We start from the raw sequence: 24,306 nt of genomic DNA on the forward strand, positions 1-24,306 counted from the left end.
TACTTTCGGAAGGCATGCGCATCCGGGCATGTGGCTGGGCTTCAAACCCAGTAGGGGGCGTCGATCGTTCCCTGGTAGGTTCGACTCCTGCTGCCTTCCGCCATTCGTGTTTCCGCAGGAGATGTCGGCATGGCCACGCACGCGCAGTCACCCGCCCCATCCACGGCCGATGCCCCGCAACGACTGACCTCTCTCGCGCATGGCGGCGGCTGCGGCTGCAAGATCGCGCCGGGCGTGCTGAGCGAACTGCTGCGCGGCGTTCCAGCACTTCCCGCACCGACCGAACTGCTGGTTGGCCGCGAGACCAGCGACGACGCCGCGGTGTACCGCCTCGATGATCGCCAGGCAATCGTCGCCACCACCGATTTCTTCATGCCCATTGTCGACGACCCGTTCGACTTCGGCCGCATCGCCGCCACCAACGCGTTGTCGGACCTGTACGCGATGGGCGCGCGGCCGCTGTTCGCGCTGGCCATCGTCGGCATGCCGATCAACACCCTGCCGCAGGACACCATCCGCGGCATCCTGCAGGGCGGCGAGCGTGCCTGCGCCGACGCCGGCATCGTGGTGGCCGGCGGCCACAGCATCGATTCGGTGGAACCGATCTACGGCCTGGCCGCGATCGGCGTGCTCGATCCTCAGCGGCTCAAGCGCAATGCCGATGCCCGCGCCGGCGATGTGCTGGTGCTGGGCAAGCCGTTGGGCGTGGGCGTGTACTCGTCGGCGCTGAAGCAAGAAGTGCTGGATGCAGAGGGCTACCGGCAGATGATCGCGTCGACTACCCGCCTGAACAGCGTGGGCGTGCCGCTGGCCGCGCTGGACGGCGTGCACGCGATGACCGACGTCACCGGCTTCGGCCTGCTCGGCCACCTGCTGGAAGTGTGCCGCGCCAGCGGCGTCGCTGCCGAAGTGGACAGTGCACAGGTGCCGCTGCTGCCGCAGGCGCTGGAGCTGCTGCAGCGCGGCTGCGTGACCGGCGCCTCCGCCCGCAACTGGGCCTCGTATGGCGCCGAAGTGCGCTTCGCCGAACGCTTGGCCGGCCACTGGCAGCCACTGCTGACCGATCCGCAGACCAGTGGCGGGCTGTTGGTGTCCTGCGCCCCGGAGGCAGTGAATGCGGTGCTGGCCTGCTTCCACGACGCAGGGTTCGGCCAGGCGGCCGTGGTCGGGCGATTGGGTGAAGGAGCGCCGGGCGTCAGCGTGCGCTGATGCGCTGGAACGACAAGGGCGCCCGAAGGCGCCCCTGCTGTATCGCTGGATGCAACATCATTCGATGTTCTGCACCTGCTCGCGGATCTGGTCGATCAGCACCTTCAGCTCCACCGCGGCATTGGACGTGCGGCTGTCCACCGACTTCGAGCCCAGCGTATTGGCTTCGCGGTTGAACTCCTGCAGCAGGAAGTCCAGGCGGCGGCCGACCGGCTCGCGCTGCTTGAGCACGCGGCGGATCTCGACGATATGGCTGCCGAGCCGGTCCAGCTCTTCATCCACGTCCAGCTTCTGCAGCCACAGGACCAGCTCCTGCTCCGCACGGCCCGGGTCGACCGGGTGCGGCAGGTCAGCCAGACGGGCGGCCAGCTTGGCGCGCTGGCCGTCGCGAATGGCCGGAATCAAGGTGCGCACTTCGGTGGCGATGCGTTCGATGCCGTCCACGCGTTCGCTGATGGCCGCAGCCAGCTTGCCGCCTTCGCGCTCACGCGCTTCGACGAAGCCGTCCAGCACCTGGTCCAGCAGGGCCAGCGCCTCGACCTGCAGGGCGGCGGCATCCGTGGCCTCGCCGCGGGTCACGCCCGGCAGCTGCAGCAGATCGGTGAAGCTGACCTGCAGGTTCGGGAAATCGGAGGTCAGGCGGTGGGCCAGGCGGCCCAGCTGGCCCAGCAGGGCCTCGTCCACCTGCAGGTTGGCAGCCGCCTCCGGCGCGCGCAGGCGCATCACCAGATCCAGCTTGCCGCGGCTCAGGCGCGCGGCGATACGCTCGCGCAGCTGCGGTTCGAGCGCCCGCAGTTCCTCGGGCAGGCGGGTGCCGACCTCCAGGAAGCGGTGGTTGACCGAGCGCAGCTCGCAGCCCAGCGTGCCCCACGGGGTGACCCGCTCGCCGCCGGCATAGGCGGTCATGCTTCGAATCATGGAATGTGTCCGGTGCGTGCAAAGGGGGAATGGTACCCTAGCGCCCTCACCAGAGCCCCCTTGCCCGCCCCGTGAAGGCCGCGGGCATGGCGGCGTACTCCCTCGCCATTACGGAACCCGCACCATGTCCGACTCCCGCCCCAGCGGCCGCCAGCCCGACCAGCTCCGCCCGGTCGTCATCCAACGCGGCTTCACCCGCCACGCCGAAGGTTCGGTGCTGGTGTGCTTCGGTGAAACCCGCGTGCTGTGCACCGCCAGCGTCGAGAACCGCGTGCCGGGCTTCCTGCGCGGCAAGGGCGAAGGCTGGGTCACCGCCGAGTACGGCATGCTGCCGCGCGCCACCCATACCCGCAGCGACCGCGAAGCGGCCCGTGGCAAGCAGGGCGGTCGCACGCTGGAGATCCAGCGCCTGATCGGCCGCAGCCTGCGTGCCTGCGTGGACCGCAATGCGCTGGGCGAACGCACCATCACCCTCGACTGCGACGTGCTGCAGGCCGACGGTGGCACCCGCACCGCCGCCATCACCGGCGCCTATGTGGCCCTGGTCGATGCGGTGAACGTGCTGATGAAGCGTGGCGACATCAAGCGCAACCCGGTCCTGGGCGCAGTTGCAGCAGTGTCGGTGGGCGTGTACCGCGGCACCCCGGTGCTGGACCTGGACTACGCCGAAGACAGCGACTGCGACACTGACATGAACGTGGTGATGAACGACGGTGGCGGCTTCATCGAGCTGCAGGGCACCGCCGAAGGCCACGCCTTCCGTCGCGATGAACTGGACGCGCTGCTGGGCCTGGCCGAGAAGGGCGTGGCCGAGCTGCTGGCCGCGCAGCAGGCGGCGCTGTCGGCATGAACCGGCGCATCGCCCTGACCACCCTGGTGGTTGCCGACTATGACGAAGCCATTGCCTGGTACACCGGCAAGCTCGGCTTCGCATTGCTCGAAGACATCGACCAGGGGCACAAGCGCTGGGTGGTGGTCGGCCCGACCGACGGCAGCGCCGCCGCCCTGCTGCTGGCCCGTGCCAGCGACGAGGAACAGCGCAGCCGCATCGGCAACCAGACCGGTGGCCGCGTTGCCTTCTTCCTCAACACCGACGACTTCCACCGCGACCACGCGGCGATGCTGGCCGCCGGCGTCGAGTTCCTGGAAGCACCGCGCGAAGAACCCTATGCAACGGTCGCGGTATTCCGCGACCTGTATGGCAACACCTGGGACCTGTTGGAGCCCCGTCAATGAAGAAACTGGTACTGGCCAGCCACAATGCCGGCAAGCTGGTGGAGATGCAGGAGATCCTCGCCGACCTGCCGCTGCAGATCACCTCGGCCGCCGAGCTGGGCCTGGGCGACGTGGAAGAGACCGGCCTGACCTTCGTCGAGAACGCGCTGCTGAAGGCACGCGCCGCCTGCGAAGCGACCGGCCTGCCGGCGCTGGCCGATGATTCCGGCCTGATCGTCGATGCCCTGGGTGGTGCACCGGGCCTGTACAGCGCGCGCTATGCCGGCCACCCGACCAACGCCGCTGCCAACAACGCCAAGCTGCTGGACGCGATGGCCGGTGTTCCCGATGGTCAGCGCAGTGCCCGCTTCTATGCGGTGATCGTGCTGCTGCGCCACGCCACCGACCCGCAGCCGCTGATCTGCGAAGGCCGCTGGGAAGGGCAGATCATCCGTGAGCTGCGTGGCACGAATGGTTTCGGCTACAACCCGGTGTTCCTGGACACCACCCACGGCCTGACCGCCGCGGAAATGGAGCCGGCGTTGAAGAACGCCATCAGCCACCGTGCCGTTGCCCTGCAGCAGCTCAAGCAACAGCTGGCGACGCTGTACTGACGCCCGACCTGATCGAACCAGGGAAGCCGGCCAACGGCCGGCACTACCGATGAAGCCCATGCCGCACGCCCACGACCACTGCAACCACCTGCCCGGCGAAGCCTGCTCCGCTGACCACGACAGCGCACCGCGGCTGGTGCCGCCACCGCTGTCGCTGTACGTGCACCTGCCGTGGTGCGTGCGCAAATGCCCGTACTGCGATTTCAATTCGCACCAGGCCAAGGGCGAGTTGCCGTTCGAGGCCTACATCGATGCACTGCTGCGCGACCTGGACCAGGACCTGCCGCTGGTCTGGGGCCGGGTGGTGCACAGCGTGTTCTTCGGTGGCGGCACGCCCAGCCTGTTCCCGCCGGAAGCGATCGACCGCTTCCTGCAGCAGGCCAGCGCGCGCCTGCGCTTTGCCCCCAACGCCGAAATCACCCTGGAAACCAACCCGGGCACCGCCGAGCATGGCCGTTTCGACCGCTACCGCGCGGCCGGCGTGAACCGCCTGAGCTTCGGCATCCAGAGTTTCGACGACGCCATGCTCAAGCGCCTGGGCCGCATCCACGACGGTGGCGAAGCCGAGCGCGCGGTGAAGATGGCGCAGGACGCGGGCTACGACAATTTCAACATCGACCTGATGTATGCGCTGCCGGAACAGACCCTGGCCGGCGCCGAGGCCGACCTGGAGCGTGCATTTGCACTGCAACCGGCGCACATCTCGCACTACCAGCTGACCCTGGAACCGAACACGGTGTTCTTCGCGCGGCCGCCGCAGGGCATTCCCGATGAAGACAACGCCTGGGACATGCAGGAACACTGCCAGGCATTGCTGGCACAGGCTGGTTTCGGCCAGTACGAGGTCAGCGCCTATGCGCGCCCCGGCCGGCAAAGCGCGCACAACCTGAACTACTGGCGTTTCGGCGATTACCTGGGCATCGGTGCCGGTGCGCACGGCAAGATCAGCTCGGGCGCCGAAGAACACGTGCTGCGCCGCTGGAAGCTGAAGCATCCGCAGGCCTACCTGGACAGCGCTGGCACGCCGGCCTCTTTCGGGGGTGACGATGTGATCGCAGCCGAGCGCCTGCCGTTCGAGTACATGCTCAACCTGCTGCGCCTGCACGAAGGGTTCGGCCTTCGCGATTTCGAGTCGCGCACCGGGCTGCCGCGCGGCGTGCTGGACGCTCCGTTGGCCGAGGCCGTCCAGCGCGGCTGGCTGGAGGTGGCGGAGGGTCATGTGCAGCCGACCGAGCTGGGCCGCCGGTTCACCAACGATGTGGTGAGCCTGTTCCTGGAGGAATAAGCCTTCCGCCATACCGGGTAGTGCCGGCCGCTGGCCGGCACTCTGGTAAAGACAGCGCTGCCGGCCAGCGGCAGGCACTACCGTTCATCCGTCGGCCCTGCCCGATGAACGTGAGACACGTTCAGCCTAAAGTAGCGCCGACTGCGGCCGACACGGTAGATTCACAGGATCGATCCGCGGGAATCCGGGTACCGCTCGCCGATGTCAGCTGTCTTTTCCATCACCTCTGCCGACAAGGCACGCCTGGCCGCCAGCGACCTGCCATCGCGGGTGCGTGAACTGCTGGGTGCGTTGATCGGCCTGTGCCGGCAAACGCTGGCCGCGCCCCTGATCCTGACCGTCGAAGCGCTGGAGCAGACGCTGCTGCACGACGCCGACCGTGCACGCAATCCGATGCAGCAGGCGGACCTGATGGCCCAGCGTGGCCAGCTGCACGCCTTCGCCGGCCATTTCGCCGACCGCATGCTCGATGCCGTGGCCGAAGCGCTGGCGGGCCTGCGCGAGCCGTCCACCGTCGCTGCGGCCCCTGCTTCGCCGCCGCCGCTACCGGGCGCGCTCGGCCTGTCGCTGGTCGATGAGCACGAGGTGGATCGCGACCTGCTGCTGACCGAAATGATCCGGCGCGAGACCCTGCGTTCAACCAATACGTTGAACCTGCTGGGACAGCGCCTGGGCGTGCTCGCGGCGGCGCCGGCGTTCGAGGCCGACACCCTGCCACTGGCACCGCAGGCCCTGTGCGCGATGGTGCGCCGGATCGCCGAACAGGACGCCCTTGGCGTGGAGGTGCAGCTTGCGCTGTACCGCAGCTTCGAACGGCAGGTGCTGGAACGCCTGGGCGATGTGCTGGACCGCGCCAATGCGCTGCTGGCCCAGCATGGCGTGCTGCCGGGCCTGGTCTACACCCCGTACCTGGCACGCTCGTCGAGCACCCGGCGGATCATCACCCAGTCGGTGGGCGGCGGCCGCACGACCCAGCCTGCCAAGCGTTCCGCCGCGCCGTTGACCGGCTGGAACGGCTCCGCTCCGGCCGGTTCCTGGTCGAACCTGGTGCAGGACGCATTCAACGACGCGGGTACGCCGGGCGCAGCCACCGCTGGCGTGACCACGTCCACCGGCAGTGCGCTGCATGAATTGCTGCAGCAGGCCCGCCATGCCACTGCCCCTCCTGCGGACACCGCTGCCGTGCCCAGTGCGGCCGTCGATGCGGTCCTCGCGCGACTGCAGGCCCAGTCCAGCGCGGCGACCGGCGTCGCCGACCTGCAGGCTGCGGTGGTCGCCCAGCTGCGCAGCGAGCACGGCGCGCAGGCCCAGCTGGGCAGCCACGACCGCGACAACCTCGACCTGCTGCGCCTGCTGATGCAGCAGGTGCAGCAACAGCAGCGCCCCGACCCGGTGCCGGCCGCCCTGCTGGCGCGCCTGCAGGTACCACTGGCGCGTGCGGCGATGGCCGACCCCGGCTTCTTCGTGCGCGATGAACACCCTGCACGCGAACTGCTCAACCAGATTGCCGAAGTCGGCGCCAACTGGCTGGGCGACGATGATGTGGATCCCCAGCTGCTGCAGCGCATGGCGCAGAGCGTGCAGGGTCTGCTCGGCCAGGATGCACGCTCGCCCGAGGCCTTCGCCACCGCCAACGAGGACGTGCAGCAGCATCAGCGCGCGGCGGCCCATCGCGCCGAACTGGCCGAGCGCCGCCACGTCGAGGCCGCGCGTGGCAAGGAACGGCTGGAACTGGCGCGTCGCCAGGCCAATGCGCAGATCGACCAGTGCTGCGACACACAGGCGCCGCCGCGCTTCGTGCAGACCCTGCTGCGCCAGGCCTGGGCCGATGCACTCACCCTCACCCGCCTGCGCCATGGCGAAGATTCGCCGCAGTGGCGGGAACGCCTGCTACAGACCGAGCGCATCGCCGCGGTGACCGCGCAGGCCGTCGATGCCAACGGTGGCACCGATGCAGTGCTGGCCAACGAGGTGGAATCGGCGCTCGTGCAGGTCGGCTATCACGCCGAGGAAGCCGCCGCCGTTGCGCGCCGCCTGGCCACGCCAGGAGGCGAGGATGAAAGCACCTCGCGCACCGAGCTCAGTGCGCGCCTGAAGGCACGTGCACGACTGGGTGAACATGCTGCCAGCGGCAGCGCCGACGCCCCGCGCACGCCGCGCAGCAGCGCCGAAGAGGCGGCCTACCAGCAGCTCGTGACCCTGCCCTTTGGCAGCTGGTTCGACATCGACAACGGTGACGGCACCCTGCGCCGCCAGCGCCTGTCCTGGTACAGCCTGCTGACCGGCCACGCCCTGTTCGTCAATCCGCGCGGGCAGAAGATCGCCGATACCGACCTTGATACGCTGGCCCGGCAGCTCAGCGCTGGACGTGCGCAGCTGGTCACCGAAGACAAGGGGCGGCTGGTCGATCGCGCATGGCAGGCCAGCCTCGGTGCGCTGCGTGCGCTGGCCGGCGGCCGTTACAAGGAGGCGTCCGTTTGAACGTGCAACCGCCGCAGGACACCCGCCGCGCGCCGCGTCGCCAAGTCTCGGACCTGGTACCGGTCACCGACCAGATGCGCGAATGCGTGGTGGGCCGGCTCGGCAATGTCTCCGAGACTGGCATGTTGATGCTGGCCAGCACCCCGCTGCGCGAGGACGCGCTGTACCAGTTCCGCTTCCCGTTGCCGATCAGTGACGGCCGCCACGAGGCCATTGACGTGGGCGTGCACCTGCTGTGGAGCGAGCCGGCGCATGTGCCCGGCCAGAGCTGGACCGGTTTCCGCTTCCTCACCCTGTCACGCGAACATCGGCAGCTGCTGCGCCAGTGGATAGGCGAAGACAGCGACGAGGCACCGGTTTCGACGGCCTGAGTGCCGGTTCCAGCACAGCGGTTTTTCCCGGTATGCGGCAGAATCTAGGGCCGTTTTCCGTGTCGAGCCACCGCAATGATCCAGCAAGACCCCGGCGCCCTGTACCCCGACCACCTGGCCGTGCTGTGCCGACGTGCCGAACAGGCGTTGGCCCGCGGCGGCTTCGACCATCTGGTCGTGCCCAGCGGCACCCTGCACTACCAGGTGTTCGACGATCGCGACTACCCGTACGCGGTCAATCCGCAGTTCAAGGCCTGGCTGCCGCTGACCCGGGTGCCCAACAGCTGGATCGTGTTCACCCCGGGCAAGCGCCCGGCGGTGATCTTCCACCAGCCCTTCGATTACTGGCACGTGGTACCGGACGCACCGAGTGGCTGGTGGGTGGAGCACTTCGACATCCACATCATCCGCAAGCCCGAAGAGGCGCTGGCCCTGCTGCCGGCCGACCCGTCGCGCTGCGCGATCCTCGGCGAGTCGCAGAGCGCGCTGGGCAGCTACGTGCCGAACAACCCGGCACCGGTGGTGAACTACCTGGAATGGCACCGCGGCAGCAAGACGCCGTATGAGATCGCGCTGATGCGCCAGGCGCAGGTGCTGGGCGTGCGCGGCCACCGCGCCGCCGAAGCCGCGTTCCGCAACGGCGCCGACGAATTCAGCATCCACATGGCGTACTGCCAGGCAGTGGGCCAGGATGCCAACGAGCTGCCCTACGGCAACATCGTGGCGCTCAATGAACATGCCGCCGTGCTGCATTACACCGAGCTGGGCCGCAAGGCGCCGCAGCCGCTGCGCAGCTTCCTGATCGATGCAGGCGCCAGCGCGCACGGCTACGCCAGCGACATCACCCGTACCTACGCCGCGCAGGGCCACGACGAATTCGCTGCGATGATTGCTGCCGTCGACGCCGCCCAGCAGCAGATGTGCGCAGCGGTGCGCCCGGGCTTCGACTACAGGCAGCTGCACGTGGACGCACATCTTTCGCTGATGGGCGTGCTGAAGGACTTCGGCGTGATCAAGGTCTCGCCGCAGACCGCGCTGGAGACCGGCGTCAGCGCCGCGTTCTTCCCGCATGGCATCGGCCACCTGATCGGCCTGCAGGTGCACGACGTGGCCGGTTTCGCGGCCAGCGACGAGGGCGGCCGCATCGAGCGCCCGGCGGGCCACCCGTACCTGCGCCTGACTCGCGTACTACAACCGGGCATGGTGGTGACCATTGAACCGGGCCTGTACTTCATCGACATGCTGTTGAACGAAGTGAAGGATGCCGGCCATGGTGATGCGATCAACTGGGACCGCGTGGATTTCTTCCGTCCGTATGGTGGCATCCGCATTGAAGACGAAGTGCTGTGCACCGAGGGCGAGGCGGACAACCTGACGCGGCCGGCGTTTGCGGCGGCGAACGGCTGAGCCCCTCGTGGTTGGGCGCTGATATCAAAGGCCGCGCTTGGCCGGGCGGGGTGGGTTTGCAGGACACGCCGTAAACCCATCCATGGGGGCTCGATGGCGCCATCCATGGCGCCAACGGTCCTGCAAACCCACCCCGCCCGTCCTTTGACAGTTTCCTGCTGCGTCCAACCACGGAAAAAGAAGAAAGAAAAGCAGAAGCGGGTCGCTCGCTGCGCTCGCTCCGTGTCGACCAAGGTCGACACCTACCAACAGCCGCGCGTGCCAATAACCGCGGTTGCCAACAGCCGCGTGAACCTGTCGAAGGCGGGGTACTGTGGGTTTGCGGGGTGTGAGCGGCATGGATGCCGCGACCAAGCCCCCATGGATGGGTTCACGGCGTCCCCGCACACCCACAGTGCCCCGCCATCCCACGGAATGCGCGCTGTTGCTGTTGCTGTTGCTGTTGCTGTTGCTGTTGCTGTTGCTGTTGCTGTTGCTGTTGCTGTTGCTCTTGCTGATGCCTCTGCGGGTGCAGGGCTGCAAGCCCTGCAGAACACCCCTTACCCCGCCATCACCGCTTCGATCTCGTCGGCGCTGCGCGCCAGGCCTTCGGTCAGCACGCGATGACCGTCGTCGGTGATCAGCACATCATCCTCGGTACGGATGCCGATGCCGCGCCAGCGCGGTTCCACCGTCGTATCGTCCACGCCGATGTACAGCCCCGGCTCGATGGTGAATGCCATGCCCGGCTCCAGCAGCCGCGAATCGCCCGCCAGGCGGTAATCGCCCACATCGTGCACGTCCAGCCCGATCCAGTGCCCGGTCTTGTGCCGGTAGAAACGCTGGTACAGGCCTTCGGACAGGTTCTTTTCCAGCGTCCCCTTCAGCAGGCCCAGCCGCAGCAGGCCCTCGGTCAGGGTCTGCACCGCGGCCAGGTGACCGGCCTCGTACGGCACGCCCGGCCTGGCCTGGGCCAGCGCGGCGGCCTGTGCATCGCCGACCAGGTCGTGCAGTGCACGCTGCTCGGCGCTGAAGCGGCCATTCACCGGGAACGTGCGGGTGATGTCGCTGGCGTAGCCACGGTACTCGGCACCGGCGTCGATCAGCACCAGCTCGCCGTCGCGCGAACGCGCGTTGTTGTCCCGGTAATGCAGGATGCAACCGTTGCGGCCCGCACCGACGATGCTGCAATACGCCGGCACCGCATCGCTGGCGCGGAACACGCGTTCCAGCTCGGCCTGCAGCTCGTATTCGTGGATGCCGGCCCTGGCAGCCTTCATCGCCGCCAGATGTGCACGCACGCTGATCTGCGCAGCGTGGTGCATCAGCGCCACTTCCGCGCCGGACTTGAACAGGCGCTGCTCGTGCAGCAGATGACCCAGTTCAAGGAATTCATGCGGCGGCTGCGCGCCGTGGCGCACCTGCGAACGCACGCGGTTGACCCAGCCGATCAGCTTCAGGTCGAAATCGGCGTCGCGACCGAAGTGGTAGTAGACGCGCGAACGGCCTTCCAACAGGCCCGGCAGGATGTCGTCCAGATCATCGATCGGGTACGCATCGTCCATGCCGTACTGCGCCACCGCGCCTTCCTGGCCGGCACGGCTGCCGTCCCAGGCTTCGCGCTCGGCATCACGTTCGCGGCAGAACAGGATGGCCTCGCCGTGGCGCCGGCCCGGGATCAGCACCAATACCGCCTCCGGCTCCGGGAAACCGCTCAGGTACTGGAAGTCCGAGTCCTGGCGGAACGGGTAATGGGTATCGAGGCTGCGCACCTTCTCGGCCGCGGCCGGCAGCACCAGGATTGCGTCCTCGCCGGCCATGTCCATCAGCTGGCGGCGCCGACGCTTGTATTCGCCGGCCGCGATGCCGGTGCGCTGCTTGATGTCCATCAGTTCAGGCGCTGCCGATGGCGCGAGGCCAGCACCACGTCACCGTGCAGCAGCAGTACCGCCACGCGGATGAACTCCTCGATCTCCGACAGGGCTTCGTCGTCATCATCGCCACCCGCTTCGAAATCCTCGCTGGAGGCGCGTGCCAGGCTGGCCATGTCGGTCAGCGCTTCTTCACCCTCTTCGGACAAGGTCGGGCGGCGGCCGCCGCTGCCCAGGCCGAAACCACCCAGGAACGAGCGGGTCCAGCTGAACATGGCATCGGCCTGCGCGGACACGTCGTCGCCGTCTGTCAGCAGCAGTTCGAAGGCGAAGTCGCGGTCTTCCAGCTGCTTGATGGTCGCCTGCAGCAGCTGCCCCAGCACGCTGTCGGCAGCCACCGGCGGCAGGTTGTCGTCGGCCAGCACCCGTGCCGGCCAGTCGTTGCCGGGGGCGCCACCGGCGGCCAGCCAGCCACACAGCGCACCGTGCAGCTCGGCAGCGGTAGCGCCCAGGCCCAGTTCCTGGCTGGCGCGGGTAACGTCGTCGACGGAGGGAAGTTCGGTCATCGTGCGGCTCGTTCGGAAAGGAAACCCGGGGCGCGCACGCGCGCGCCCGTGAGACCCCGTAGTGTAGCAACCCGGCGGCGTCCTCTCTGCGGCCGCCAGGCCTTGCTGCGACAACGCTTGACCGCCCTTGCCCGGCTTGCCTATCGTGCCCGCATGGAACCCGCCGATCCCCTTGCCCAGCTGCAGGACTTCGCCGCCCGCGTGGAAGCGTTGCTCGAACGCAACCAGCGCCTGGCCGAGGAGAACCGCAGCCTGCGCCACCAGCAGGAACAGCTGGTGGCCGAGCGTTCCACGCTGCTGGCCAAGAACGAGCAGGCACGCTCGCGGGTGGAAGCAATGATCAGCCGGCTCAAATCCCTGGAGCAGCACACATGAGCGCCGAACCGGTCAGTGTCCGCATCCTCGATCGTGAATACACGGTGGGTGTCGGCGGCGATGAACGCGACAGCCTGATGGCCGCCGCGCGCCTGCTCGATGCGCGCATGCGCGAAATCCGCGGCAGCAACCGCATGGCCGCCGTCGACCGCGTCGCCGTGCTGGCCGCACTGAACCTGGCCCACGAACTGCAGCTGCTGCGCGACGAGAACGCCCGCCAGGCCGTGGCCCTGCAGCAGACGCTGGCCGACCTGAACAGGCGCCTCGACCGCGCGATCGACGGCACCCCCTAGAAAAAGGGGACGGAGGGGATTAAGGCGCATTCGCCCCATCCGTGCCGGAAACGTCTTAATCCCCTCCGTCCCCTTTTCGCATATCTGAATTGGCACGGACTGTTGCCGACGAACGGCCTATCCAGATCCTGCACGCTGGCTATAATGGCCACGCGTTCTCTGCGGTACTCGACGGCATGTGCAAACATTCGCCTTGTCCCTTAAGAACGACACCGGGAGCGCGACAGCGCCGGGAGTGCAGGTCCGCCTTGTAGCGGGAAGCCCGATGGTTCTCCAGCGTTCCCACTTGAGCCCCCGGGTTCAAGGTCGTTTCGCATGCATCGACATTGCGGAGAATGCAATATTCCAGCAAGGGCGGCGTCTTCGGGCGTCGCCCTTGTTCTTTCCGGCACAATGGCGGCTGATCCTTGCCGCACGCTGCCATGACCGACCCGCGCCAGGCCCTGCGCCACGACCTGCGGCAACGCCGCCGCGACCTTTCCGCCGGTGAGCGCATTGCTGCCGCCGAATCCCTTGCCGATGCCCTGCTCGCCCTGCCGTTCGCCCCACGCGAAGGCGCCGTGGCCGGCTACTGGGCGCTGGATGGCGAAATCGCCCTGCACCGCTGGCAGCTGCAACTGCCCGAAGGCCTCACCTACTGCCTGCCGGTGCTGGCCGGCGAGGTGCTGCGCTTCGCGCCGTGGCGGCCGGGGCAGGCGCTGACCAGCAACCGCTACGGCATTCCCGAACCGGACGTAGCGCTGGACGATACGCTGGAACCGGCGCAGATGGCGCTGGTGGTGGCCCCGCTGGTGGGCTTCGACGCACAGTGCCGGCGGCTGGGCATGGGGGGCGGCTGGTATGATCGCAGCTTCGCCTTCCGCCAAGACCGGCCGGCGCCGCCCTGGCTGGTCGGTGCTGCGTTCGCGGTGCAGCAGGTCGAGTCCTTGCCGGTGGCGTCGTGGGACGTGCCGGTGGATGCGATCTGCACCGAAGACGGCACCCTGTTCCCCTCCGCTGCCCCCGTGAACGCATGACCGCCCGCAAGCGCTACTGGCTGATGAAGTCCGAACCGGACGCCTTCTCCATCGATGACCTGGCCAAGGTCAAGGTCGAACCCTGGAACGGGGTGCGCAACTACCAGGCGCGCAACTTCATGCGCGATGGCATGCAGGTGGGCGACGGCATCCTGTTCTACCACTCCAATACCAAGGTGCCGGGCATCGTCGGCCTGGCCACGGTGGCCAGCACCGCCTATCCGGACGACACCCAGTTCGATCCAAAATCCGACTACTACGACCCCAAGAGCACGCGCGAGAACCCGCGCTGGATGCTGGTGGACGTGGCCTTCGACCGCAAGCTGAAGCAGGTGATCGCGCTGGACGAGATCAAGCTGCACGCCGAGGAACTGGGCGAAGGCTTCCCGCTGGTTGCCAAGGGCAACCGCCTGTCGGTGTTCCCGGTGACCGCCGCGCAGTGGAAGCTGCTGCTGTCGCTGGAAAAGAAATCCTGATTCCCTGCCTGAGAGTTCTCCCATGTCCGAAGCCAAGCGCCTGGCCGCCGAGAAAGCCATCGAATACGTCGAAGACGGCATGATCGTCGGTGTCGGCACCGGTTCCACCGTGGCCTATTTCATCGATGCCCTGGCCCGCATCCAGCACCGCATCAAGGGCGCCGTGTCCAGCTCCGAGCAGAGCACCGCGCGCCTGAAGCAGCACGGCATCGAAGTGATCGAGCTGAACCACAGCGGCAACCTGTCGCTGTACGTGGACGGCGCCGATGAGTGCGATCCGAACAAGTGCCTGATCAAGGGCGGCGGCGCCGCACTGACCCGCGAGAAGATCATCGCCGAGGCCAGCGAGCGCTTCATCTGCATCGTCGACCCGAGCAAGCAGGTGCCGGTGCTGGGCAGGTTCCCGCTGCCGGTGGAAGTGATCCCGATGGCGCGCAGCCTGGTCGCCCGGCAGATCCGCGACATGACCGGCGGCCAGCCGACCTGGCGCGAAGGCGTGGTCACCGACAATGGCAACCAGATCCTGGACATCCACAACCTGCAGATCACCGATCCGGAAAAGCTGGAGCGCGAGCTCAACCAACTGCCGGGCGTGGTCTGCGTGGGCCTGTTCGCGCGCCGTCGCGCCGACGTGGTGATCGTCGGCGGCGAGCCGCCGGTCGTGCTCTGACCCTTCCGAAGGATCCTGACCATGTCGCTGTTGCGTTCGCTGCTGATGCTTCCGCTGCTGGCCCTGGCCGGCTGTGCCACCGACGCGGCCCGCCATTGGGTCGAGCTGGATGGCGCCCGCTACCAGGTGGAGCTGGCCACCAACGATGAAACCCGCGCGCGCGGGCTGATGTTCCGCGACCAGATGGCGGCCGACCACGGCATGCTGTTCATCCACGACCGCGAAGAAATGCAGGCGTACTGGATGAAGAACACCAGGATCGCGCTGGACATCCTGTACTTCGACAGCCAGCGCAGGCTGGTCAGCCAGCAGCGCGACGTACCGCCGTGCTCGGCCGGCGACATGTGCCCGCCCTACCCCAGCGGTGGCCCGGCGCGCTACGTGCTGGAACTCAACGCCGGCCAGGCCGAGAAGCTGCAGTTGAAGGACGGCACGGAGCTGAAATTCGGCCCGGGCATCGAAAAGTAAGGTACGGCCGGGCTGCGCCCGGCACCCGCAGTAGTGCCGGCCGCTGGCCGGCAACCCTGCAGGGGTCAGATCCCTTTCGCACGCGAAAGGGATCTGACCCCTGCATTTTTCACGCGGCACCGCTTGAAACGGCCTGCGAATGACGCCAGTCTGTGGCCATGCAGGACCGGATCACACTCCCCGACTGGGATGCACTGGCCGACCTCGAAGACGAGGCGCTGCCACTGTTGCCGACCGCGCTGCTGATCGCGCGCGATGAATACCCCGATCTGCAGCCGTCGACCTACGATGCGCTGATCCAGAGCCATGTCGACCACCTCCGCTCGGAAGTGGAGAGCATCGACAACAGTCCATTGAAGATGGCGGCGATCAACCGCCACCTGTTCGACGAGCTGGGCTACAGCGGCGACCACGACGAGTATTACGACCCGCGCAACAGCTACCTCAACCAGGTATTCGAGCGCCGGCTGGGCAACCCGATCTCGCTGGCGCTGGTGCAGATGGAAGTCGCGCGGCGGCTGGGCATTCCGCTCGACGGCGTGTCCTTCCCCGGCCACTTCCTGGTGCGCCTGCCGGTGGACGACGGCGTGCTGGTGATGGACCCGTTCAATGGTGGTCGCCCGCTGGACGTGGACGAACTGCGCGAACGCGCCAAGTCACACCTGGGCGGGCAGATGCCCGACGACCAGGTGCTGGCGCAGATTCTGGACCCGGCGCCGGCGCGCGCGATCCTGATGCGCATGCTGCGCAACCTGCACGGCGTGTATGCCGAGGCCGGCGAATGGGACCGCGCCGCGCGCAGTGCCGACCGCCTGCTGAAGCTCGCCCCGGAGCAGGACGATGCGCTGCGTGACCGCGGCCTGGCCTACCTGCAACTGGAGTACCTGGCCGGTGCCCGCCACGATCTGGGGCAGTACCTGAAGCGCAACCCGGAAGCCAGTGATGCGCAGTGGCTGCGCGAGAAGCTGATCGACCTCGGCGGACCGATGCCGCGGCTGCATTGAGGGTGCCGGGGTGTGGACCAACGGTCCACACCTACCCTCATCAATCGACCTCGACCATCTCGAAATCGGCCTTGGTGACCCCGCAGTCCGGGCAGGTCCAGGTCTCCGGAATGTCCTCCCAGCGCGTCCCCGGCGCGATGCCCTCCTCCGGCAGGCCCTCCGCTTCGTTGTACAGGAAGCCGCAGACCACGCACATCCAGGTGCGCAAGGTGGTGGGGGTGGCATCGCTCATCGGATAATCAGGGCTGGATTCACGGGCCGCCATTGTCCCATCGCGGTCCACTCACCGGTAGCCATCGATGACTTCTGCTTCCCCGGCGCCCCGCGGCGTCTACCTGATCACCCCGGACGAGCCCGATACCGCACGCCTGCTGGCCCGTACCGCGCCGCTGCTGGCCGCTGGCGCCACCTGGCTGCAGTACCGCAACAAGACCGCCAGTGACGCGCTGCGGCGGGAGCAGGCCACCGCCCTGCAGGCGCTGTGCGCGGAACACGGCGTGCCGCTGATCGTCAACGACGACCCGGCGCTGGCCAAAGCCGTTGGCGCGGCGGGGGTGCACCTGGGCGGCACCGACGGTGACATCCCCAGCGCACGCGCCCTGCTCGGTGCCGAGGCCATCATCGGCGCCTCCTGCTACGACCAGCTTGCCAATGCAGAGAAGGCCGTGGCCGCCGGCGCCAGCTACGTGGCCTTCGGCGCGTTCTTCCCGACCACGACCAAGGTCACCAGCAGCCGCGCGCATACCGGCCTGCTGCGGCAAAGCGCCGCACTGGGCGTGCCGCGGGTGGCGATCGGCGGCCTGACGCCGGACAATGTCGGTCCCATCATCGACGCCGGCGCCGATCTGGTCGCCGTGGTCAGCAGCGTGTTCGCCGCCGAAGACCCGGTCGCGACCCAGCGCGCCTACCTCGCCCAGTTCGCGTAACGCCCAGGAAAGCCCCATGAACCACGACCAGTCCCACGCCCTGTTCTCCCGCGCCCAGCAACTGCTGCCGGGCGGCGTCAATTCGCCGGTACGCGCGTTCAAATCGGTCGGTGGCGAACCGTTCTTCGTCGAGCGCGCCGACGGCGCCTACCTGTACGACGTCGACGGCAACCGCTACATCGACTACGTCGGTTCCTGGGGCCCGATGATCGTCGGCCACAACCACCCGGCCGTGCGCCAGGCGGTGAAGAAGGCGATCGACAACGGCCTGTCCTTCGGCGCGCCGTGCGCAGCCGAAGTGACCATGGCCGAGACCATCACCCGCCTGGTGCCGTCGTGCGAGATGGTGCGCATGGTCAACTCCGGCACCGAGGCCACGCTGTCGGCGATCCGCCTGGCGCGTGGTGCGACCGGCCGCAACCGCATCGTGAAGTTCGAAGGCTGCTATCACGGCCATGGCGACTCGTTCCTGGTCAAGGCCGGCAGCGGCATGCTGACCCTGGGCGTGCCGACCTCGCCGGGCGTCCCGGCCGGGCTGAGCGAACTGACCCTGACCCTGCCCTACAACGATTTCGAAGCGGCCACTGCGCTGTTCGCGCAGCAGGGTGACGACATTGCCGGCCTGATCATCGAGCCGGTGGTCGGCAACGCCAACTGCATCCCGCCGCGCGAGGGCTACCTGCAGCACCTGCGCGAACTGTGCACGAAGCATGGCGCACTGCTGATCTTCGACGAGGTGATGACCGGCTTCCGCGTCGCCCTCGGCGGTGCGCAGGCGCACTACGGCATCACCCCGGACCTAACCACCTTCGGCAAGATCATTGGCGGCGGCATGCCGGTCGGGGCCTACGGTGGCCGCCGCGAGCTGATGCAGCAGATCGCCCCGGCCGGCCCGATCTACCAGGCAGGTACGCTGAGCGGCAACCCGGTGGCGATGGCCGCCGGCCTGGCGATGCTGGAACTGATCCAGCAGCCGGGCTTCCACGCCGACCTGGCCGAGCGCACCGCGCGCCTGTGTGCCGGCCTGGAAGCGGCCGCCGCCGAAGCCGGCGTGGCCGTGACCACCACCCGCGTGGGCGCGATGTTCGGGCTGTTCTTCACCAGCGAGAAGGTGGAGACCTATGCGCAGGCCACTGCCTGTGACATCCCGGCGTTCAACCGCTTCTTCCATGCGATGCTGGACCAGGGCGTGTTCCTGGCGCCGTCGGCGTACGAAGCCGGTTTCCTGTCCAGCGCGCACGACGATGCGGTGATCGAGGCCACCCTCGCCGCTGCACGCGTGGCGTTCAAGGCCACCAAGGGCTGATCGCAAAAAGGGGACGGAGGGGATTAAGTCGTTTGTGCACAAACGACTTAATCCCCTCCGTCCCCTTTTTTTATCCCCTCCGTCCCCTTTTTTTCTAACCGAAGAGGAACTTGCCCTTCATCATCGCGAAGTGGCCGGGGAACGAACAGAAGAAGGTGTAGTCGCCACCTTTCTGCAGGCCCTGGGTAGAGAAACGCACGCGCGTGGTCTCGCCGCCGCCGATCACCTTGGTGTGCGCCAGCACGCGCTTGTCGGCCTTCGGCAGGTAGCTGTCAGCCAGGGTCATGCGCATGCCCGCCATCGCCACCGGCTGGTAATCAGCGCTGCGGGTCAGCACCCAGTTGTGGCCCATCGCGGTGACCGCCAGCTTGCCGGTATGGCGCAGGGTCAGGTCCACGGCGGTGCAATCAGCGGCAACCTTGATCTCGCGGCTGCTGAAGCTCATCTGGTCGGTGCTGTCGATGCTCACCGCACACACCCGCGCCATCGCCGACGGCGCCAGCATCAGCGCACCCAGTCCCACTGCCACCCTCCAAGCCTTCATCATTGCATCTCCTGCGGATTCAAGCGCCATTCTAGGCAGCCCCCTGCGGCGCCGTCTGCGACCGTCTGTCGCATGCCAGCTCCAGGGTTTCCCGCGCACTCATCGCAATGGCATGCTCAGCCGATGCGGATCGACCTGTTGCTGCTGGATGTGGATGGCGTGCTGGTGCAGTACCAGCGCGGGCAACGCGTGCTGCATCTGGCCCGGACACTGCAGGTTCCGACGCACGCCGTACAGGCCGCGCTGTACGACAGCGGCCTGGAAGCAGCGCATGACAATGGCACGCTGGATGGCCCGGCCTATCTGGCGCAGCTGGGAGAGCTTCTGGGCACGACTGTCGATGTGGCTGCATGGACCGCGGCGCGACGGGCCGCCAGCCATCCTCAGGCGGCCGTGTTGCAACGATTGCAGGCCCTGCAACTGCCAATCGCGGTGCTGACCAACAACGGCGCGCTGATGCAGCAGGCATTGCCCACCCTGCTGCCGGAACTGTTTCCTGCCCTGCAGGCGCGCGTGTTCTGCAGTGCGGATTTCGGCCTGCGCAAACCTGCGCCGGCGGTGTTTCTGCGCACGCTGGAAGCGCTGGGCGTGGCACCTTCGCGCACGCTGTTCGTCGATGACCTGTTCGCCAATGTGCGTGGCGCGCGCGCTGCCGGCCTGCACGCGGAAACCGTGCGCGATGGCCGGGGATTGGGCAAGGTGTTGAAGCGCTACCGGATTGCGTGAACTACTGTAGAGCCGAGCCCATGCTCGGCTGCTGTGGCCTGGCATCGCGATGAACCGAGCATGGGCTCGGCTCTACGGGCATTCCTCAGCAACGGGGTCAGAGCCCTCTCCGCAGGAGAGGGGTCCGACCCCGGCACGATGGCCTCAGCGCGCGGCGATGAACGCGGCAATCGCCGCGCGCAGGCGCTTCAGGCCTTCGGCCACTTCTTCGTCGGTGATGTTCAGCGACGGCACGAAGCGCAGCACGTCCGGGCCGGCCTGCAGGGTCAGTAGGCCCTGCTCGGCGGCGTGGTCGAGGATCGCACCGGCCTGGCCGGCGAAGTCCTTGCTCAGCACCGCGCCCAGCATCAGGCCACGACCACGCACGTCGCTGAACACACCGAACTCGTCGTTGATGCGGGCGAAGCCATCGCGCAGCGCCTTGGACTGGCGACTGACGTTGGCGGCGATCTCCGCCGAGGCCAGCTTGCGCAGCGCCACGCGGGCCACCGCAGCAGCCAGCGGGTTGCCACCAAAGGTGGTGCCGTGCGCGCCGAACTGCATGGTCTCGGCCACCTTCGGGCCGGCCAGCATCGCGCCGATCGGGAAGCCGCCACCGAGTGCCTTGGCCAGGGTAACCATGTCCGGCACCACGTCGTCCTGCCAGTGCGCGAACAGCGTGCCGGTGCGGCCCATGCCGGCCTGGATCTCGTCCAGCACCAGCAGTGCGTTGTGCTGGTCGCACAGTTCGCGCACGCGCTTGAGGAAACCGGACTTGGCCGGCATCACGCCGCCCTCGCCCTGGATCGGCTCCAGCATCACCGCCGCCACGTCGCCGGCGGCCATCGCGGTTTCCAGCTGTACTTCATCGTTGAAATCGATGTAGCGGAAGCCGCCGGGCAGCGGCTCGTAGCCTTCCTGGTACTTCGGCTGGGCAGTGGCGGTCACCGCGCCCAGGGTGCGGCCGTGGAAACTGCCACGGAAGGTGATGATCACCCGCTTGTCGGCCGGGCGGCCCTGGCTGGAGGCCCACTTGCGGACCATCTTGATCGCCACTTCGTTGGCTTCGGCGCCGGAGTTGCACAGGAACACGCGCTCGGCGAAGCGGCTGGCCTTCACCAGCTCCTCGGCCAGGTGCAGCGGCGGCGCACTGTAGAACACGTTGCTGGTGTGCCAGAGCTTGCCGGCCTGCTCGACCAGTGCGGCCACCAGGTCCGGATCGTTGTGGCCCAGCCCGCACACGGCGATGCCGGCGGCCAGGTCGATGAACTCACGGCCCTGGCTGTCCCACACGCGGGCGCCCTGGCCTCGCTCCAGTACCACCTGACGGGGCTTGTAGACCGGCAGGTAATAGTGCGAAAGGGAGATCAGCGGATCGGTAGCGGCGGTCATGGCAGTCGGCAGGGTTCAGGAATCCCCATTCTCGCGCCGGAACCCCTGCGGCACAATGCGCCCATGCGACCGTTTTCTGCCCCCCAGCTGAACCCCGCCACCGAGACCGGCTGGCGCCGCCGGTGGTTCGACATCATCTACCGCCACGACTCGCGGCCCTCGCGCAATTTCGACCTGATCCTGGTAGTGGCGATCGTCGCCAGCATCCTGGTGGTGATGATCGACAGCGTGCAGCACCTGCATGCCGAATGGTCCACCGGCCTGTACATCCTGGAATGGGCCTTCACGATCATCTTCACCGCCGAGTACCTGCTGCGGCTGGCCGTGGTCAAGCGCCCGCTGCGTTACGCGGTGAGCATCTGGGGCATCATCGACCTGCTGTCGATCCTGCCCGCCTACCTGTCGATGTTCATTCCTGGCGCGCAGAGCCTGCTGGTGGTACGCGCGCTGCGCATCCTGCGCGTGTTCCGCATCCTCAAGCTGACCCGCTACATCGAGGAAAGCGGCGTGCTGATGACGTCGCTGTGGCGCAGCAGGCGCAAGGTGCTGGTGTTCCTGTTCACGGTGATCACCATCACCATCATCGCCGGCGCGCTGATGTACGTGATCGAGGGCCCCGAACACGGCTTCACCAACATCCCGGCCAGCATGTACTGGGCGGTGGTGACCATGGCCACGGTCGGCTTCGGCGACATCGTGCCGCAGACCGTGCTTGGCCGCTTCGTCACGTCGGTGCTGATCCTGATCGGCTACAGCATCATCGCCGTGCCCACCGGCATCTACACCGCGGAGCTGGCCAGCACCATGCGCGAAGCCGAGCTGGCCGCGCGCCGCGATGCGCGTGGCTGCCCGCACTGCGGGCTGGAAGGCCACGAGCCGGATGCACGGCATTGCCGCAAGTGCGGGGGTGAACTACCGGATGCATTCAGCCATTGAGGCACATGCCGGCCAGCGGCCGGCACTACCAAACCCGCAGGGTGCGCGCCGGGCGTGACCCGGCACTACCCTCGGTAGCTCCACGCCATGCGTGGATCCTCCTCAACGCATGCGGTTGCTGGTGGTCACCAGGTCGTTGTAGGCATCCAGGATCGTCGACTGCGCGCCCTCAGGATCGGTGGTGAGCCAGCTGCCCGACGCCTTGCGCTCGGCGGCCAACGCATCGGCGGTGATCGGCTTGCCCTGCTCCAGACGTTCGACACCGCGACCGGCGGTACGCACCAGCTTGTCGGCCGAACGCTGCACATGACCCCACATCGGGTCGTCCTTGCCGACACCACTGTTCTGGATTTCCGTCACCAGCGCCTGATAGTCGGCCAGCTGGCCGCGCAACGCCGCAACGTCCGGTGCGTCGCTCTGGAACGCCATCGCCAGCTGCTTGCCATCGCCGACAAGGCGCAGGTGGTAATAGGCCAGCGAGCGGCCTTCGCTTTCCTCGATCTGCTTCAGCTGGGCGGCGCGGCGGTCGTTCTCGTTCTTTTCCAGCGCAGCATCCATCGCTTCGCTGGCCTTGAAGAAATCAGCATAGGCCTGCATCAGCGGGGTATGCTGGCTGCGCATCCCTTCGCCACCATCGCGACGATAGTCCTCGCGGGTGAAGTACCCATCGGCACGCTCGATCAGGGTGTTCAGTGCCTGGAATGCCCGCTGGTACTGTCGCGCTGGTGCATCCAGCGGCGTGGCAGGGGTCTTTGCCAGCGCATCTGTCAGCGGCTGGCCGCAATAGTCGACCCGGTGCGACAACAGCTTGCCGGGTGAACGCGGCTGCGCTTCCTTGCCGGTCGGGCCGGCCTCGGGATCCTTCATCCAGCCCGTATACGTCTGGAAACCCTCGCGGATGGGCTGTTCGACGCCGTTGTAACACTCGATGTAGGCGTTCACCTTCCCCAGCCCGGGGTCGGCGACCGCCAGCCCCGCCGGGTTGTTGCAGCCGGCCAGCGCGCCAAGCAGGAGAACGGGAATCAGGCGTGTGGATGCGTTCAAATCAGTTCCTTGCACCAGTGAAAACTGCAGGCATCTTCATGCATGGCGCGGGCGCGCGCTCCAGCACCTCGGGAAGGTGCTGGCATTCGGGGCTGCGGGGCGCGTCATGTCGCAATCATCCTGCTCGATCGCGACAAAAATAACGTTGAGCTTCGCTACTGGCGGTTGCTCTGGAAAACCAGCGAGTTGTATTCCTGCATCAGCTTGTTGGCGGAGCCACGCGGCGCCATCGAGGGCGAATCCAGCATGCGTCGTTCGAAATCGCTGTAAGGCTTTTTCTCGCCGACGCGCTGCAGCCGCTCCTTGCCTTCGCGACGGAAGTTCTCGGCTTCACGCTCGAAGCTGTTCCAGTCCAGCTTGCCCGGCTCCTGATCAGCCACCTTCGCATGCGCTTCGTCGGAAATGCGGTTGAACGCATCCAGGCGCTCGCGCGCCTTGGCCTGATCGAAGTCATCCTCACTCATCAGATCCATGATGGCCTTGGCTTCCAGCATCATTGCCAGACGGTAGTACTCGCGCGTGCGTCCCTCGGCCTGTTCCAATACCTTGAGCTGCTCGCGCTGGGCGGCGTCGTTCTGGCGCTCCAGCTCGGCGTTGAACGTTTCGCTGGCAGTCACGAACTCCTTGAAGGCGGCCATCAAGGGCGCGTGCAGCTGCTTTCCCTTGGCGAACTGGTCGTCTTCGTAGTCCTGGCGATCGTAATAGTCGTGCGCGTCCTTGCTGAGCGGCACCAGTGCCTTCAGCGCGTGCTGGTAATGGCCAGCAGCGGCATCGAGCTCAGCCAGCGCCGGCTTGGCAGCCATCGCCTCGGTCACGGGGCCATCGCACTGCTTCATGTCGTAATCGCTGATCTCGAACGGACCGTACACCTGGGTCTCGCGCCCGCTCGGGCCGGCCTCGACGTCCTTGATCCAGCGCGTATAGGACTCGATGCTGCCGTGGGTCTTCGAATCAAGCGTGTTGAAGCAGCCGATGTAGGCGTTGAGCTTGGCGGTCAACTGCTGCTGTGCGTCGGACGGCGCCGCGCTGGCGTCGGGCGTGCTGGAAGGGCCGGCGTCGCCAGTGGTTGCGGGTGCCTTGCCGCCGCAGGCAGCCAGGACAATCGACAGCGAAGCGGCCAGCGCCGCGACGGAAAGAGTGCGTGACATGGGTTCACGTCCTTGTTGAAAACGATTACAGCCGCGCATTCTAGCGCAGCAGGCCGAAGGTCGCAGCCCTCGGCCTCTGCCGGCGAC

General features: G+C 67.4%; 27 protein-coding genes, 1 tRNA gene and 1 other RNA gene. 21 read left to right on the plus strand and 8 right to left on the minus strand.

Annotated features, from left to right (window positions below):
- Positions 1 to 7 precede the first annotated feature (7 nt).
- Positions 8 to 103 (plus strand) — tRNA-Sec (locus AC5P7F_RS04390).
- Positions 104 to 129: 26 nt separating this feature from the next.
- Entirely contained in the window at positions 130 to 1,209 is a 1,080-nt protein-coding gene (gene selD / locus AC5P7F_RS04395; protein ID WP_164077192.1) for a selenide, water dikinase SelD, read from the plus strand.
- 57 nt (positions 1,210 to 1,266) lie between these two features.
- Here the strand turns inward: selD and AC5P7F_RS04400 are convergent, their stop codons facing one another.
- Positions 1,267 to 2,127: a YicC/YloC family endoribonuclease gene (locus tag AC5P7F_RS04400; RefSeq protein ID WP_005410888.1), complete on the minus strand. Its 861-nt coding sequence runs from the start codon at positions 2,125 to 2,127 to the stop codon at positions 1,267 to 1,269.
- A gap of 124 nt (positions 2,128 to 2,251) precedes the next feature.
- On the opposite strand from AC5P7F_RS04400, the gene rph reads away from it, so the two are divergent.
- The 7 genes from rph (at position 2,252) to pepQ (ending at position 9,500) form a co-directional block, all read left to right on the plus strand.
- Positions 2,252 to 2,977, plus strand: a complete 726-nt coding sequence (rph, locus tag AC5P7F_RS04405; protein WP_014648280.1) for a ribonuclease PH — start codon at positions 2,252 to 2,254, stop codon at positions 2,975 to 2,977.
- Positions 2,974 to 3,363: a VOC family protein gene (locus AC5P7F_RS04410; RefSeq protein ID WP_032956062.1), complete on the plus strand. Its 390-nt coding sequence runs from the start codon at positions 2,974 to 2,976 to the stop codon at positions 3,361 to 3,363. The genes rph and AC5P7F_RS04410 overlap by 4 nt, the downstream gene beginning before the upstream one ends.
- Positions 3,360 to 3,956, plus strand: coding sequence for an RdgB/HAM1 family non-canonical purine NTP pyrophosphatase (gene rdgB, locus AC5P7F_RS04415; RefSeq protein WP_032956061.1), 597 nt, complete (start codon positions 3,360 to 3,362; stop codon positions 3,954 to 3,956). Before AC5P7F_RS04410 ends, rdgB begins: the two co-directional genes overlap by 4 nt.
- 58 nt (positions 3,957 to 4,014) lie before the next feature.
- Positions 4,015 to 5,241, plus strand: coding sequence for a radical SAM family heme chaperone HemW (gene hemW, locus AC5P7F_RS04420; protein ID WP_142235216.1), 1,227 nt, complete (start codon positions 4,015 to 4,017; stop codon positions 5,239 to 5,241).
- Positions 5,242 to 5,442: 201 nt separating this feature from the next.
- Entirely contained in the window at positions 5,443 to 7,722 is a 2,280-nt protein-coding gene (locus AC5P7F_RS04425) for a DUF1631 family protein (RefSeq protein ID WP_164077191.1), read from the plus strand.
- Complete coding sequence (locus tag AC5P7F_RS04430) at positions 7,719 to 8,093, plus strand: PilZ domain-containing protein (RefSeq protein ID WP_049440486.1); 375 nt, start codon at positions 7,719 to 7,721, stop codon at positions 8,091 to 8,093. Before AC5P7F_RS04425 ends, AC5P7F_RS04430 begins: the two co-directional genes overlap by 4 nt.
- A 75-nt stretch (positions 8,094 to 8,168) precedes the next feature.
- Positions 8,169 to 9,500, plus strand: coding sequence for a Xaa-Pro dipeptidase (gene pepQ, locus AC5P7F_RS04435; RefSeq protein WP_164077190.1), 1,332 nt, complete (start codon positions 8,169 to 8,171; stop codon positions 9,498 to 9,500).
- Positions 9,501 to 10,039: 539 nt separating this feature from the next.
- Here the strand turns inward: pepQ and AC5P7F_RS04440 are convergent.
- On the minus strand, positions 10,040 to 11,362 hold the full coding sequence (locus AC5P7F_RS04440; protein ID WP_087786593.1) for an aminopeptidase P N-terminal domain-containing protein: 1,323 nt from the start codon (positions 11,360 to 11,362) through the stop codon (positions 10,040 to 10,042).
- 5 nt (positions 11,363 to 11,367) lie between these two features.
- Entirely contained in the window at positions 11,368 to 11,916 is a 549-nt protein-coding gene (locus AC5P7F_RS04445) for a YecA/YgfB family protein (protein WP_014648288.1), read from the minus strand.
- A 153-nt stretch (positions 11,917 to 12,069) separates the two neighbouring features.
- On the opposite strand from AC5P7F_RS04445, the gene AC5P7F_RS04450 reads away from it, so the two are divergent.
- From AC5P7F_RS04450 to AC5P7F_RS04485, 8 genes are all read left to right on the plus strand, one after another.
- A complete protein-coding gene (locus tag AC5P7F_RS04450) occupies positions 12,070 to 12,291 on the plus strand; it encodes a TIGR02449 family protein (protein ID WP_005410898.1) in 222 nt (73 codons plus the stop codon).
- A complete protein-coding gene (locus AC5P7F_RS04455) occupies positions 12,288 to 12,584 on the plus strand; it encodes a cell division protein ZapA (RefSeq protein WP_005410899.1) in 297 nt (98 codons plus the stop codon). The genes AC5P7F_RS04450 and AC5P7F_RS04455 overlap by 4 nt, the downstream gene beginning before the upstream one ends.
- A gap of 153 nt (positions 12,585 to 12,737) precedes the next feature.
- Positions 12,738 to 12,923: non-coding RNA, 6S RNA (gene ssrS / locus AC5P7F_RS04460), on the plus strand.
- An 83-nt stretch (positions 12,924 to 13,006) separates the two neighbouring features.
- On the plus strand, positions 13,007 to 13,600 hold the full coding sequence (locus AC5P7F_RS04465; protein ID WP_164077189.1) for a 5-formyltetrahydrofolate cyclo-ligase: 594 nt from the start codon (positions 13,007 to 13,009) through the stop codon (positions 13,598 to 13,600).
- Entirely contained in the window at positions 13,597 to 14,076 is a 480-nt protein-coding gene (locus tag AC5P7F_RS04470; protein WP_014648290.1) for an EVE domain-containing protein, read from the plus strand. Before AC5P7F_RS04465 ends, AC5P7F_RS04470 begins: the two co-directional genes overlap by 4 nt.
- 22 nt (positions 14,077 to 14,098) lie before the next feature.
- Positions 14,099 to 14,746 carry a ribose-5-phosphate isomerase RpiA gene (gene rpiA / locus AC5P7F_RS04475; protein ID WP_014648291.1) on the plus strand — a complete coding sequence of 216 codons (648 nt, stop codon included), beginning with the start codon at positions 14,099 to 14,101 and terminating at the stop codon, positions 14,744 to 14,746.
- Positions 14,747 to 14,767: 21 nt separating this feature from the next.
- On the plus strand, positions 14,768 to 15,214 hold the full coding sequence (locus AC5P7F_RS04480) for a DUF192 domain-containing protein (protein ID WP_014648292.1): 447 nt from the start codon (positions 14,768 to 14,770) through the stop codon (positions 15,212 to 15,214).
- A gap of 158 nt (positions 15,215 to 15,372) precedes the next feature.
- Positions 15,373 to 16,218 (plus strand): SirB1 family protein, encoded by an 846-nt coding sequence (locus AC5P7F_RS04485; protein ID WP_024957828.1) that lies wholly within the window; start codon positions 15,373 to 15,375, stop codon positions 16,216 to 16,218.
- Between the two features lie 40 nt (positions 16,219 to 16,258).
- Here the strand turns inward: AC5P7F_RS04485 and AC5P7F_RS04490 are convergent, their stop codons facing one another.
- The gene (locus AC5P7F_RS04490; protein ID WP_075076014.1) at positions 16,259 to 16,483 is read right to left on the minus strand and encodes a rubredoxin; all 225 of its coding nucleotides are present in this window, start codon (positions 16,481 to 16,483) and stop codon (positions 16,259 to 16,261) included.
- Between the two features lie 34 nt (positions 16,484 to 16,517).
- Between AC5P7F_RS04490 and thiE the strand changes: the two genes are divergently transcribed.
- Both thiE and hemL read left to right on the plus strand, forming a co-directional pair.
- The gene (gene thiE / locus AC5P7F_RS04495) at positions 16,518 to 17,144 is read left to right on the plus strand and encodes a thiamine phosphate synthase (RefSeq protein ID WP_126411326.1); all 627 of its coding nucleotides are present in this window, start codon (positions 16,518 to 16,520) and stop codon (positions 17,142 to 17,144) included.
- A gap of 16 nt (positions 17,145 to 17,160) precedes the next feature.
- Positions 17,161 to 18,450: a glutamate-1-semialdehyde 2,1-aminomutase gene (gene hemL, locus AC5P7F_RS04500; RefSeq protein ID WP_049407023.1), complete on the plus strand. Its 1,290-nt coding sequence runs from the start codon at positions 17,161 to 17,163 to the stop codon at positions 18,448 to 18,450.
- A gap of 94 nt (positions 18,451 to 18,544) precedes the next feature.
- Here hemL and azu read toward each other — a convergent pair whose 3' ends face one another.
- Positions 18,545 to 18,994 (minus strand): azurin, encoded by a 450-nt coding sequence (azu, locus tag AC5P7F_RS04505; RefSeq protein ID WP_032956045.1) that lies wholly within the window; start codon positions 18,992 to 18,994, stop codon positions 18,545 to 18,547.
- A 123-nt stretch (positions 18,995 to 19,117) separates the two neighbouring features.
- Here azu and AC5P7F_RS04510 point away from each other — a divergent pair, with 123 nt between their 5' ends.
- Positions 19,118 to 19,720: an HAD-IA family hydrolase gene (locus AC5P7F_RS04510; protein WP_014648298.1), complete on the plus strand. Its 603-nt coding sequence runs from the start codon at positions 19,118 to 19,120 to the stop codon at positions 19,718 to 19,720.
- A gap of 144 nt (positions 19,721 to 19,864) precedes the next feature.
- On the opposite strand, the gene AC5P7F_RS04515 is transcribed toward AC5P7F_RS04510, so the two are convergent.
- Positions 19,865 to 21,091 (minus strand): acetylornithine transaminase, encoded by a 1,227-nt coding sequence (locus AC5P7F_RS04515; RefSeq protein ID WP_049440495.1) that lies wholly within the window; start codon positions 21,089 to 21,091, stop codon positions 19,865 to 19,867.
- A 63-nt stretch (positions 21,092 to 21,154) separates the two neighbouring features.
- Here AC5P7F_RS04515 and AC5P7F_RS04520 point away from each other — a divergent pair, with 63 nt between their 5' ends.
- Positions 21,155 to 22,027, plus strand: coding sequence for an ion transporter (locus AC5P7F_RS04520; protein ID WP_014648300.1), 873 nt, complete (start codon positions 21,155 to 21,157; stop codon positions 22,025 to 22,027).
- Between the two features lie 102 nt (positions 22,028 to 22,129).
- Here AC5P7F_RS04520 and AC5P7F_RS04525 read toward each other — a convergent pair whose 3' ends face one another.
- The gene (locus AC5P7F_RS04525; RefSeq protein ID WP_069117945.1) at positions 22,130 to 23,071 is read right to left on the minus strand and encodes a YiiG family protein; all 942 of its coding nucleotides are present in this window, start codon (positions 23,069 to 23,071) and stop codon (positions 22,130 to 22,132) included.
- Between the two features lie 155 nt (positions 23,072 to 23,226).
- On the minus strand, positions 23,227 to 24,219 hold the full coding sequence (locus tag AC5P7F_RS04530; protein ID WP_164077188.1) for a DUF3829 domain-containing protein: 993 nt from the start codon (positions 24,217 to 24,219) through the stop codon (positions 23,227 to 23,229).
- Between the last annotated feature and the right edge of the window lie 87 nt (positions 24,220 to 24,306).

The sequence above is a fragment of the Stenotrophomonas sp. YJH_SMC_105-26 genome (genome assembly GCF_059368915.1).